Source organism: Candidatus Erwinia haradaeae (assembly GCF_900698955.1).
GTDB lineage: Bacteria > Pseudomonadota > Gammaproteobacteria > Enterobacterales > Enterobacteriaceae > Erwinia_E > Erwinia_E haradaeae_G.
Genome location: NZ_LR217721.1, coordinates 18,413 through 33,300, shown reverse-complemented (window position 1 = coordinate 33,300; position 14,888 = coordinate 18,413). Strand labels below are relative to the sequence as shown.

Annotated in this window: 4 protein-coding genes and 1 pseudogene; 3 read left to right on the top strand and 2 right to left on the bottom strand. The window is 32.5% G+C overall.

Annotated elements, in window-relative coordinates:
• Window positions 1-1,846: 1,846 nt before the first annotated feature.
• Window positions 1,847-2,743 carry a plasmid replication initiator RepA gene (repA, locus tag ERCILAFE3058_RS03525; protein WP_232037587.1) on the bottom strand — a complete coding sequence of 299 codons (897 nt, stop codon included), beginning with the start codon at window positions 2,741-2,743 and terminating at the stop codon, window positions 1,847-1,849.
• A 1,602-nt stretch (window positions 2,744-4,345) separates the two neighbouring features.
• Here repA and thiC point away from each other — a divergent pair.
• Both thiC and bioB read left to right on the top strand, forming a co-directional pair.
• Window positions 4,346-6,148 (top strand): annotated as a pseudogene (gene thiC, locus ERCILAFE3058_RS03520) (phosphomethylpyrimidine synthase ThiC); the annotation flags it as partial.
• A gap of 2,487 nt (window positions 6,149-8,635) precedes the next feature.
• A complete protein-coding gene (gene bioB / locus ERCILAFE3058_RS03515) occupies window positions 8,636-9,673 on the top strand; it encodes a biotin synthase BioB (RefSeq protein ID WP_157990102.1) in 1,038 nt (345 codons plus the stop codon).
• A 1,861-nt stretch (window positions 9,674-11,534) separates the two neighbouring features.
• Here the strand turns inward: bioB and ERCILAFE3058_RS03510 are convergent.
• Entirely contained in the window at window positions 11,535-12,605 is a 1,071-nt protein-coding gene (locus ERCILAFE3058_RS03510) for an FAD:protein FMN transferase (protein WP_157990101.1), read from the bottom strand.
• A gap of 1,230 nt (window positions 12,606-13,835) precedes the next feature.
• On the opposite strand from ERCILAFE3058_RS03510, the gene ERCILAFE3058_RS03505 reads away from it, so the two are divergent.
• The gene (locus ERCILAFE3058_RS03505) at window positions 13,836-14,327 is read left to right on the top strand and encodes an Hsp20 family protein (protein WP_157990100.1); all 492 of its coding nucleotides are present in this window, start codon (window positions 13,836-13,838) and stop codon (window positions 14,325-14,327) included.
• Window positions 14,328-14,888: the final 561 nt, after the last annotated feature.

Genomic DNA, 14,888 nt, shown 5'->3' with positions numbered 1-14,888 from the left:
ATGCTAAATAAAAACAGTGAACTCCACTATCTATAACTACTCATATAGAAAGCAATCTACTTTAGACAGTAATGACATTTCTTTAATGCGTATTTACATTTAAAAATTATTCGAAAATTCCTGATAGTGAAATCTGCTAAGATCATCATCTATCAGGATTTTTTTCGTCTAGAATGTTACAAAATGATGTTTTTCGTTAATTTTATCTTTTATAAGTGAAAAATAAATAATATATGACATAGAAAATTGAATTACGATGCCATGATAATACGAATCTTAGATTATTTAATTTTAAAGAAAGTTGGTATATAATTTCTATAAATAATACTGCAATATATAGATATTAAATAATTTACTATACGTACAATGCATAAGTATGTTACTTAGGCGAAAAATAAAAAATGATCATTTTATATATATTTATCCTCTAATAAAATATTTTATTAGTGATAATATATATGTATATCTCATACAATTATTAATATATTAATGGTTATTTGTTTTTAATTTATATATATTTAATATTTTATGTATTTTAAAATAATGAATATTTAGATGGTGTTGTAAAAAAGGAAAAATAGTATATGTAGTTATTTACATTTAAAGTATTTACATATAAAGATATATATCATATCACAATATTTTATGGCGTAAAATTTAAAAATTGTGAATATTATTTATTGTATAAAACATTATGATCGTACATGTGAATTTTCCTGTATTATTTACTATGACATAATTTTTAACATGTAAAGTTATTAACTATTACAATAGTTATATTTTAAATCAACAAAATATATTAAAATATATAATTTTTTTATTTTAAATGTTTATTTGAAAATATATTTAAAATATACAATAAATAGAATTTTCATATATCACTATTTAATATTTTTAATATGAATGTTAGTTTTTACTTTATTTTTATGAATATTTATTAATATCTTGAGATATATTTTCATTATTTTAATAATAAAAAATAATATTTACTTAATATATATTTTAGAAAGATTAAAAATTTTTAAAATATACTTACTGTTCAAGTGTATTTAAATGTTTTATAAGAAAATATAACAAGAAAGAAATATTTTTTGAAAAATATTATTTCATCATTATGTGATATTATATTTATGATGATATTTATTAATATTTTTTAAAAAAATAAAAATATACTATATCACTTATCCGTGCTTTTGTTTTTTATTCCCATGTAATAATAAATAATTAAAAGAACATTTTATATTCATACTTTTTTATTTAAATAAATACTCTTATTTTTACTTTATTCGTTATTTTATAAGAAAAATAAAAATTCTGATGTTTATATATTTTGCTCTATCTGTAAATTAATCACTATAGTGATAAGGCTATCTATAATTATATAACATGAAAAATAGGAATTTTCCTGTGTGGTAGTTGTGTGAACATCTTATTTATTTTACTCATATCTAAAGGATCAAAGGCGTTTTTTCGCATAAATTTAGCTGCGAGCTTAGCGTTTCTCTCTACGACGACTAGATGCTAATTTAGAGTTATTTTTAAGCTATCTTATTTTTGCACAGATTTTACCTATAAGTGCGTCTCTTATAATATTCTTTTTCTGTAATGGTATTTATAGTAAATGTTGCATTTAGTTCTAATAGTGCATTTAACAACCTATTCCTAATTGCATTAATATGTGGATAAGTTTCAAGTTTTTTTCTAGAGGGGGAGGTGGAGAAATATATAATGAAAAATAAGCTACATATTCGTATATTTTGTCTGGAAATTATGATTTCTTAATTTAAGGCAATAGGAATCCTGTGAAATGCATAGGTATATATTTTAATATCAGTTTTGAATAAAGTTACCCAGTTCCGGGTGGGGGGCTAGCGAGTTTACACATTGCGTAATATCGCTGTGTGATAATTCTATTTAACTCGTTATACCCCATAGCCCCCAGTTCTTCTTTTCGATAGAGTTTAACTAGGTCTTGCAAAATACTGCCCCTGGCTTTTCTTTCGTCCATGGCCTCTATCTTTCTAGCACGACGGTGTTGTTTATTCCGTGCTAATTTTTGAGTGCGGCACTCGAAAGCTCTGCGGATATGCTCTGTTTTCGCACGACGACGTGCTTCAGTTAAAGTGATTGGTTCTTCACCTGCTTCTCGTATTTTCTGGTTTTCCCAGGATAACTGTTGATTCTGTGCAGCTAAATATTTACCGTACTCATAACCAATCAAAACAAAGAATAGCTGCGTAATCCATATTATATTAGGAATATAAGAACCCGTCGTGTTATCCCAAATTCGATCACAGAGTACTACTCCAAGAGCTTCAAGGTGCTCGGTGATAGCACGACTTGTGCGACTGTAACAGGGTTTGCCTTCAGTGTTATATGTCGTTAGCCCGCATGCATCAGAAATCTGCGCGAGCGACATATAAACTTTACCAGTAACAATGTTCACGTGCGCCGCTAAACATTCCATAATGGCGTCAATTGCACGAGCACGGTGTGCATTCATCGTCCTCTGATTGCGGAGTATCTCATGAGTAATAGCATGATAACGAGGAGCGGATCTCCAAATCGGGTGTTTGGATGGCGCGTTATCACGCGCCGCTTGACGTATGGCGTGAATGATACGTGGAGGTTTGACGTTTTCTTTTGGCGGACGGTAGCACGGATATGGATTTTTTACATAACAATACGCTTTAGACGTCTGAGATTTGACTTTAGAAAAAATGAAGAGACTTTTGTTATTCACCACTCCCTGCGCTTATGGCAGAACTGATGGTAAAAGTGTTATCATACACTTGATTGCTAACGTTCATTAGGGCTAAGTATCCTTCTTGAATACGTTCTCGAACGTTCGCAAAGCCCTGATAGTGAAGTCTGCCGAGATCACCCTATCTAGGTGCTCTGCGTTTGGGAATAAGAAACATTTTTTATGTTTCTTATTCCCAGCACCTGCTCACTTTAGGGGAGCGTCCTGTGCAGCATAATTTACCCGTATAATCTTCATAAACTAGCTGAAAATCCGTCACGTTTAAAGTGCCAGACTTTCTATTTTGGCAGAATCTAGTTTAAAAGCGGATCAGCGAGCTGTTCTATCGCTGTGATACTTGATAGATTATTAGCTAATGTACAAAGAAAAGAACTAGCTAGTGACCTAACATTTTTATTTATTCAAATAATCTATGCTTGGTTTTAACAAACACATAGATTGCTATTGCTGACATCATTAGAACGGTACAAAAGATTACTATCTTGGATAGATTTGTTATTCTTCACTTCAAGTGTAATCCTTTTTTAACAATCTGGCAATAGAAATATGCCTCTATACGTAGATTAACCTTTTAATTAAGTAGGTTAACCTTTTAATTATAGATATATTATAAAATAATTTTATGAAAGAATAAACAGAAATACAAGCGAATTCTTTTTTTTATATGAATCACCATCGTTTATGTCTCTTATACACTCTAGTAGAGGTCTCTCATTATTGCGTATCGATGTAGTAAGAGTTTCATCCTAAAACGTAGAGGTCTCCCTTTAACTGTGTACATGAACATTATAAGATAAGGGATTTTACTCCTATGGTAGAGAATATTTTCTTCATGGCGCGATATTTCGATGTAATATTCTTACTTAGAGATTATCCGCTGCTCGTGTGGTGTTATCCTAACAATTATAAAAAATATTTCCGTATACCTATCAGCACCCCTTAAAAGCTAATAGGAATTCCATTGCTTTAAAAACAGTACTCTTAATTAACATATATGATAAAAATGTGATATCTGTTGTAACACTATCAATACATAGATTATTGATATTTTTATATAGAGATACTAATTCATGATTATGGTTTCTGTGGCTGGAGGTGAATTAAAAACTCAAAACTTCGAGGGCACTCCGCTTATATTTCTTTTTCTTCCTCAATAGAAGAATTTTAAGAAAAAATTACTATCGCCATAGATCAGCGATATTAGCGTGCTAATTATATACTATTATAATAAATTTAAAGAGAGTTTCTTTTTCTTTCCGTATGTTATAGATGCTTTTAATTTACATGTCAGCAGTCATTGAGTCAACATTAAATCATTTGATATTGTAGTGATCTTGATCCATACAAACTTAGTGTGAATGGACTAGAAATTAATTATTTTTCATTGAATATAGAATCAATTCTACGGTGAGATAGAACACAGGATGGGTGCATTACTAGGCTAATAAAACAATAAAACAACAAGCACATCACAAAAGCCACCTAAATAGTGGTTACCAGGCCTAAGAGGGGCTTTACTTGGGGTAACGCTTACTCTAATACAAATAAGCATACGCCTTATTATTTCTTGAGGAACTGATCATGTCACCATCTTCACAAATTCCCACGTCACGTCGTGAAAAGCGTACACAAGCACAAATTTTTATAAATACTATTAAAAGTAGTACTTTTCCGAACTCTAGAAGAATATACCTGCAAGGCGCGCGTGCAGATGTACAAGTACCGATGCGTGAAATTCAACTCAGCCCTACTCAGATTAATGGGAAAATAAAGGATACCTTCTATGAAGAAGTGAACAAACCAGTGTCAGTGTATGATACGTCTGGACCATACGGAGATCCGGAAATGGCTATTAATCTTAGCACTGGGATTCACCGACTTCGTGAACAGTGGATTGATGATCGAAAAGATACTGAACAGATCAATACATGTCTTAGTTCTACTAATAGCCATGAACAGTGTACTCATGATATAGGGAAGGGCCTGCAATTGGCAGCCTTACATCGCCCGCGTCGAGCGCAAAAAGATCGTCGTATAACTCAGTTGCATTATGCACGTGCCGGTATTATTACTCCAGAGATGGAATTTATCGCTATACGTGAGAATATTGGACGCAATGATGCGAGTGAAAATAGCTTGCCTCAATCAATTAAAATTACTCCAGAATTTGTCCGACAAGAGGTTTCTTCTGGGCGCGCGATTATACCTGCGAATATCAATCATCCAGAATTAGAGCCGATGATCATAGGACGTAATTTTTTAGTAAAAGTTAACGCTAATATTGGCAATTCTGCAGTAACTTCTTCTATTGAAGAAGAAGTAGAAAAATTGGTATGGGCTACAAAATGGGGCGCAGATACTGTAATGGATTTATCTACAGGTCGCTACATTCATCAGACTCGTGAGTGGATTTTACGTAATAGCCCCGTCCCTATTGGTACTGTTCCTATTTATCAAGCACTAGAAAAAGTAAACGGTATTGCAGAAAATTTAACATGGGAGGTTGTTCGTGACACCTTATTAGAACAAGGAGAGCAAGGTGTAGACTACTTTACCATCCATGCTGGTGTTCTTTTACGTTATGTCCCGATGACTGCTCAGCGCTTAACGGGTATCGTTTCACGAGGTGGATCGATTATGGCTAAGTGGTGTCTTTCCCATAATACAGAAAATTTTCTTTATGAACATTTTCGAGATATTTGCAAGATCTGCGCCACATATGATATAGCATTATCGTTAGGAGATGGTTTGCGTCCTGGTTCCGTGCAAGATGCTAATGATGACGCACAATTTTCTGAATTATACACCTTAGGTGAGTTAACTAAAATAGCTTGGGAAGAGGATGTACAAGTCATGATTGAGGGTCCAGGCCATGTCCCTATGCATATGATTGAGAGAAATATGACTGAGCAGCTAAAAAGTTGTCATGAAGCACCATTTTATACTTTAGGGCCATTAACTACCGACATTGCGCCAGGTTACGATCATTTTACTTCTGGTATTGGTGCTGCACTAATTGGCTGGTTTGGTTGTGCTATGTTGTGCTATGTTACCCCAAAAGAACATCTGGGTTTACCAAACAAAGAAGATGTTAAACAGGGATTAATTGCGTATAAAATTGCCGCTCATGCAGCTGATCTAGCTAAAGGACACCCTGGAGCACAAATACGTGATAATGCTATGTCAAAAGCACGCTTTGATTTTCGCTGGGAGGACCAATTTAATTTAGCACTAGATCCGGATACTGCTCGTTCTTATCATGATGCAACACTACCGCAGATATCTAGCAAAAGCGCGCACTTCTGTTCTATGTGTGGTCCAAAATTTTGTTCTATGCAGATTTCTCAGGAAATCCGTAATTATACGCACACTTCATCTGCAGAATGAATAAATGATTAAAGTGCTTTTAGAAAGATGGAGAAATACTGTGCGTATATAATAGAAGAACTTACCCGTATCCCCCACCTTTCAGTGACTTATCACAAATAGATAATAGTTAAGGGTAGCGATCCACACAAAAGGGGTTAGCCACTATAAAAATTATGGTGATTACATGCTAGCCCTTCTTAAGACGGTTTGACTACAAATGATCATACAAGTGATATTTGAAAGTGTCATTTATTAAGTTACTAACTCAAGTTATGCAGGTAATAATATGTAAACTATACTCTCATTAACACATGTTTCAGGCTACACTAATACTCTTGTATAACGTGCAATCTTTAGGATATTGTACTGTCAATCCTACACATATGCGTTATTTGAATGACTAGTATGTAATCAATGAGTGTTCTGTTAATATCAATTTCTCTATAATGTAGAAATATATCATTACACTATAGATATAAATTTTTTACGCAATGGTGTAAAATACGGCAACATTCACACTGTCTTACTAACCGATTAACCGCCAGATTGATTTATATAGAAATGGGGACAAAGTTAAAATAGGATGATTTTTGCTCATGGCTCACTTTGAGTGATTTATTTCTTATACATATATAGAGATACTTTAGTTACTATCGTAAGAAGATTGAATGTAACCACTGTCATTTGACAATATATTACTGTAACTTATGTCAGCGAGGGCTACTATTGCCTATCAGTTAATAGCTTATTCAGTGATAACTGTCCTGAATAGTACCAAGGAGGAATGAATTACATTTCTAGTGTGTCGTGAGAAATAGTAATGCGTATCTCTTATAAAAGGACTTCACTGCATGGACATGTGAGATCATCTTCTGAGTAAGTAAAATTTTTCTCTATAAGTCATCTACTTCTACTGCATGAGGTCAGTAATACAGATTAAGAGAGCACTAATCCGCAATAGCATGCTGAAATATAATCGCAGGGAATTAAGTTCGATAAACGCGCTTTATCTACTAATAGAAGAGGCCGTTAAAATACTAAATTTAACAGGCTATTATTTCTTGCATATTACTACCCTGTAGGGGGTCGCATCCTCTATTTCACTAATGATATCTGTTCATTAAAATATAAGACGGAAAAACACCACCTAATAACGCTAAATTATTATGTATGCTATATATTATTGTCTTACTACCACGTACTCTCTATGAGATCAATCAACTTTAATGCGGACGTCGTTTAAGGTTATAGTGGTAATGTGATTGCTAAACATTATTGAATACGGCCCGTATGTAATATAGACATCTTCATAAAAGGCTAGTTCAGTGGATTGTAACGGGTTAAATATTGTTTATTGCACCCCTTATAGCTGTAATGATAAAGCTTATTTCTTTTTTTTATAAAACATGCAGCGCGTGGCATTATTTCTAGAATTTTAGAATCCTAAGGACGATTGAGTGGTAAATATGGATGCCGACCGGAAAGATCAAGGTAGAATATACGCGAAATCTGTAGAGTATTACAGAAACTCTTTTTGTGTTTTAAACTTCCAATGAAAACTTGTATAAATAAAATTATTTGTAAGAATTATTTAGTATGGAATTTTAACTCGTTTTAGTAATATGTGTATTTGATATTTCCTTAGAAATACATGATGAGGTTTTGAGGCGCCATGTTTATACGTATTGATACCAGTACCACCAACAGACTAACAAAAGAGCAACTAGTCTATGCTATATTGTTGGAAGTTTAATAATATTAATTATTTATAAGATTACTATTATTCACAATACTTACTTGTACTAGTACATTCATACACAAAGACTTGATCTTGTAAAGATATTTATATGTCCGGAGTAGCACTAATAATATTCAGCATGAGCTGAGTCAATCCTTATAAAGATAGTGCGGATTCCTTATTCTACCGAGCGAGAGTTAAAGCACTCTTCCATCTTCCGTATCCTCCTGCATATGCTCAATTTTTCCTCAGGAGCGCCATAGAGAAGAGAGATAACAAGCGATACATAAGGTGGCATCATAGACCACCATAGACACACATAGGATAAAACTTAAAATACATCCTCTAGACGTTATAGCATTTATTACCTTACTCCATAGAGACTCTCAAAGAGGCAGCGTAAATTATAAAATTAGGGGGTGTAGCCTTTAAAAGCCTCAGATGAATTATTGCATTATTATCCATGTATAAATACCTCTAGAGGATGAGCTGTCTATGAAATAATAACCCTCTCTCTGGGTGAACTAACTTATACCCATCAAAAGAAATAACCTGGTAGCTTGGTAGAGAATTAGCTATATATCTATAAGGATGCTAGATGTATTTTTATAGAAATATAAGATTAACATCTGGTTACATCACAGCCTCATAAAATCTATATTGAAAAAATTGTTACATAAAATTTAATACATTATAGACAGCGTAACGGTAAACTCTATACTTATAAATACCTATTTCCTTAAACATCATACGGATAACTATATATGTCGACTTCTCAAGTATGGACTACTAAGCAAGCCACAGCGTTATTTGATCAACCTTTTTGTGATTTACTGTTTAAAGCTCAGGAAGTACATCGTCAATATTTTCAACCTAATAAAATCCAAATGAGTACATTGCTCTCAATTAAAACAGGCTCTTGTCCGGAAGACTGCAAATATTGCCCGCAAAGCGCACGCTATAGCACAGGACTAGAAAATGAACGACTCATACATCTACAACAAGTTCTGGATGCTGCCCGTGCAGCACAAAATGCCGGGTCCACGCGCTTTTGCATGGGGGCTGCTTGGAAAAATCCACACGATCGTGATATGCCTCTATTAGAAGAAATGATCAAGGGTGTAAAGAAAATGGGGCTGGAAACATGTATGACATTAGGTATGCTAGAGGATGAACAAGCATATCGTTTAGCAGAAGCGGGGCTGGATTTCTATAATCATAATTTGGATACATCACCAGAGTACTATAGTAGTGTTGTTACAACACGCAGTTATCAGAATAGATTAGATACACTTAATGCAGTGCGTCAGGCAGGCATTAAAATATGCTCTGGTGGCATTGTTGGTCTAGGTGAAAGTATCGATGATCGTGCAGGGTTATTAGTACAGTTAGCGAATTTGCCAAAACCACCAGAAAGCGTACCTATAAATATGTTGGTAAAAGTACCCGGAACACCATTATCCACTAATAATGATGTTGATCCTTTTGATTTTATACGAACCATTGCAGTAGCACGCATTATGATGCCGCGATCTTATGTACGTCTATCAGCTGGGCGGGAAAAGATGAATGAACAGACTCAAGCGCTGTGCTTTATGGCTGGGGCAAACTCTATCTTTTATGGCTGTAAATTACTTACTACGGCTAACCCAGAAGAAGACCGAGATCTTTCTCTTTTCAGGAAGTTAGGGATGACTAGTGAACGCCGATCTGCTGATGAAGGGGATTTTGAAGAGCTATCTCAGATTACTAAAGATCTATTTTCTGTAGATACAGAGCAATACTATAATGCTGCAGGTTAATCACGTATATGCAACGCTATAGTGTGCACGCTATATTTAATGCTATTTCTAATAATAAATAATAGTATAAAATAATCATTATTTATTGCAGGCGTACAGGAGAGAAAAGAAGCGCCTTGCGGTAAACATTTATGGATTGTGATATCACTTTAAAATATACATACCATCTTGGATTATACCTCATCATGATAAACATCAACGATGTTACATATTATATGATATAATCTGTATGATTATAGTCTTTTCTAATCTCTTCTCTCATTATAAAATGATAGATAGAGGCTATCTAGTATTCTAGATATGCTATGATATGATATAAAAGACAGGATATAAAAATTAAATGGTTGTCATTACACCCATTATCTTTCCATACATAACAAAAAGTTTTTGATTTACTGCTTGTTCCTATATATTTTTACGATTACTCATAAAAATAATATCTAACACTTGATTACTCGTATTTATTATGATATTGTTTTCTTGAATACGTACACTAACGATTCGCAAAGCCCTGATAGTGAAGTCTGCCAAGATCATCGCCCTATCAGGGTTTTTTGCGTCCAAACTTTTTATTAAAAATAATATAAGAGCAGCACCTAATGAATAATCGTGTTATATTCTTTTATCAAGATGTAGAGATGATATCTAGTAACCAAGTGGTATCCACGTTGCAAGGAGTCAGTACACATAAAGTCATAAGAGAATCTATATTAGAAGTACGTGGCTACATATAGCACTATTCTATATCTGCATGTGGAAAGATTCTAAAGAGATTGTCTATCAAAAGTAATGGGAGAATATACCATTATTCCTCTAAATCTCGTTAAGTATAGTAACTTTGAGAGACATACTAGATGCATGTTGCATTTTTAAAATAAAAAAATATTTATCGTTACTGGCAGTTGATATATAAAACACTTATTCTACATTTAGTTTAAACGTAAACATCGCGTGAGAATTTCACTAAATGTGATATCACTATTTTTAAACATAATTTATCATTTCCCCTTTAATATTTATTGCCTACAATAGGGATAAATGAACTCTCAACAAGGTTAACGCAATATAATTATAATATCATCTAATATGTAAAAGTCTCTAAAGATACTTAATTATTATATAGTGCGATTGTTGTATAAAAATAGACCCACAAAAACAAATAGTCTATCCTGATGTATAGGAGGGAAATAAGTTTATTATATATTTATATAATTTTTATAGATTTCATTGCGAATAGTTACCTGCTGGCATTTGATGTTATTATCTTGGTGTAGTATTTTACTGAAAAATTAAGTATTTTGAAAACATATTGTTTTTATTTTTATGCTACGATTAGCTATCTACTCAACACCATGCATGCATTACTTATAGATAACCACATTTTACTTTAACTAAATAACAAGAACATAACTCTATGAGTATAAGACACAGAGTAATGCCATGCTTTGCATCGATAAGATCTTATGCATAATACCACTCTCACAATATATGTATAAGTTATCAGATAATATATAAAAGTATTTTATGTACGAATTCTTTCTGTAAATATTTACATATGATTATTTCGCATCTTTCTTTTCATAACATATATATATTATACAAAATACTATACAGGTATTAGGATTTTAATCCCGAACAGACTAAAAATACAATCCTATCACTCTAGCATGTGAATTTTAAAAAACCCTAAAGAATTGTGTTCACGTATAATAAGAAAAGCTGAATTTCTGGTATCATATTAGATACGCAGTATAAATAAATATGATATCTCTAGTTCTAAAAGGTAAGCTGAATTACCTATGAGTGGGGAAAAATGATAACATCTTTTTTTTAGAGATACAGAATACTTACACTATTGCAATCAATGCGCAACTTGTAGAGAGGGACTCAGAAAATATAAAAATTGAGGTGAGATCCAACTAGTAAATTTATCTCCTGTTTGAGAAATTAAATATACTGCTTTTTGATGTTTTTTAGCTAACATTTGCGCCTTTTCCATATCTAATATTAATAAACCACTATCCCAACAATCTGCCTCTAAAGCAGTATTAGCAATCACAGACACTGATACAAGATGATTCTGAATGGGTCGTCCAGTAACGGGGTTGATTAAGTGCGTTAATCGTTTACCGTCTAGTTCATAATAATTTCTATACGTACCAGCAGTGCTGATGCTATGCCCATTTAAAATGATAACATCCTGTACCGTATTTTCCAGATCTGTGGGTTTTTGTATTGCAATTCTCCACGGTTTACCTTTTGTATTATAACCATGGGTGCGTACAGCACCACCGACCGAAACAAGATAGTTGTAAATACCTTCTTTTTCTATCAAGCCTACTAAATGATCGACTGCGAATCCTTCTCCTACACTAGAGAGATCAACGCATACTTCTGGTAAACTCTTATGTAAATATGACTGATTTGCAAGATGAATGACCTGTAAGTTAGCCAGACCTGTGAAAGTACGAGCTGTATCAATCTGGTGTTGTGTTGGAGTTTTGCTTGGTGCACCAATTGGTCCAAATCCCCATAAATTAACAAGAGTTCCAATAGTAATATCCATTGCACCATGCGTTTTATTACCGACTCGCAATGCCTGTGTTACAAGATCAGCAATTTCTACGCTGACCGGTTGTGGCTGATTTCCACGATATTGATTAAATCTAGTGATTTCCGAATTTCTTTTCCATGTTGATATCTGTTGCTCATCGTAATCCAAAAGCTTCTGTATCTTGTATCGTAAGAAATCTTGTTTGATTCGATTGACTCCTGGTAAGGTAACCTTCCAGGCTGTTCCCATAGTGTGGCCTATTAGTATAATTTCTTGATCCGCTAAAAGTTGATCTTTGAAAATAAATTGACAATTATTTACCAATATTGGTACAAATATTAAAATGCAGCCTATCAGGAATTGCCATGTTTTACACATAAATCATAATCATCGTGATTTGTTTAGCCAATACAAGAAAACCATTCTCATTACTATGTTTATCAGATCACGTCAAGTCTAGTTCCCAGCACTCTTATAATCAGTAAAATAGATAACTGAAAATGATCAAATTAGATAAGATAGTTATTGCACAGTATTAATCATGCCTTACAGTTCTCTAGGGAGACTTATGCGATCAGATCTCTCTTATACTCTGATAGTTAGTCATATAAAAATCCTATATTGTAATCTATTTTCGACTATAAACTTAGCATTCCTATCACACAAGCTTATTGTGCAATGGTTTGTAATGCAATTATCTTTCATTTATTGGATATTCTTTATTGAAAGAAACTGATGTCTTTTATAGATCTAAACTCTCGTGTATACTTTACTTTTATTGATAAGTCTTACTGAATTCATAAATACAAATATTTATTTATTATCGGAGATGTCTTAACTAGTTTTTAGTATTAGAAATACTACATATCGTACTATCTAGCGATAGATATATTTTCTTAAATACTGAATATTCCAAAGAGATCTTGTAATTCTTAATTTACAAAGTTTTCTCAATAGGTGAAAATGTTAGTAATAATATATTTTGCTAGTATTTAGTATGTGAAGATTTTTATACTGCCATCAATCTTGTAATTTATTGCTAAAATGATAACGCTAAGATAAAGTTTTTGATATATATGTAATATTTTTATATTATAAGTCTAATTCAGATTAGAACGCGTTAAAAATATAGCAAACAAACTAAACAAACTATAACAGTGCATGACCATCTAAAAAGATGTTTTATCTATAAAATAGAAAATTTTCTTGCTGTATCATATGGCCTGTTTTACCTTATATGCAAATTCTCCATAATAATATAGAAGCATATTTTTGCATTTAGACCTATCAATAAAATTATAATCTTTTTGTCTGACTCATCAAAAATGCTATATGAGCTATCATATAATTTGCATGTTAGATTCGTAACCTCTGTATTTAAGTGAGATGCTTAGATATGATCTAAATCAATCTAATGTTACAGACAAATGGAAATATTGTGTTGATTCAATAGGTTTATTTATGCTAACAAACCATTTTAAACAAATAACTGTTATTATATTTCCCACTTCTCTATAGTGGAGCGCTTGAAAAGCTATAAATAATACCTATATCCAAACTGTATGTCTCATAAAATATTTCACGTTATATAAATTATAGGATAACATCATGACTTATCGTTCTTTTTCTATTATACCGGCATGGAGTAATCCTCTTATTGCTGATCGCTTTACACAAATAGATAATCTTTTTAGTCGCATCACAGGTGAAGCGCCTGTTAGTGATGCACCAACATATAATCTACTCCAGAAAGATAAAGAACATTACGAAATGACAGTTAGCGTTCCAGGTTATAGTGAAGAAGAATTGGATATTTCTGTGCTTAATAACCAGTTAACCATTAGGGGACATTTAAAGACAGAAGAAACCGCACATGCTTCTGAAAAAGACTCCATGACATGGTTGCATCAGGGATTTAAAAAAAGGGAATTTTCTCTTAGTTTTAACATGGAAAATAGGATTAGTATTCAAAATGCTGCACTAGGTCATGGATTATTAAAACTGGAGTTTATATACGATATTCCAGAAAGAGAAAAACCTCAGAAAATTTCAATCTCTGCAGATAAAAAATCAAAAAACATCTTAGAACATAACGTTTAATCGTAATGTGCTTTCAATACAGCACCCTTCTATAGGGTGCTGTATTTAATGATGAACAATATCATCCATCATGTGTCAATAATATCAAAAAAGACTGGGATCATTGATATTAAAACATCACATAGTGGGCCTATCAATATCAATACATTCAATTTTTATTAAAATTGGTGTAGTGACTACTAAGGCCTTTAATGTTTTTATAACATATAACATAAAATATTTATATGCATCTTTTATATGTATCGAGAAGAAATGATATCAGAACGATAATTAATGAAAAAGTAAACTTTTACTATCATCCGCTAAGATATACATCCTGTATCCCTATATTTATTGAGAAAAAATATTATCGCTTGTGTGTACAGTAGACGATAGATGACATTGATCGATGAATCCATTATTATTTTTTAAATTTACTTTATACAATATATAGGTTTCTTGTTATAGCGAAAAATAATCATCGTTTTACTCAATTTAGTATTACAGAATTCTACCACACATAGATTAGACGATAATACGCTCTTTATTTGCTAATAAAGCTATCACTATCATTAGTAGTTT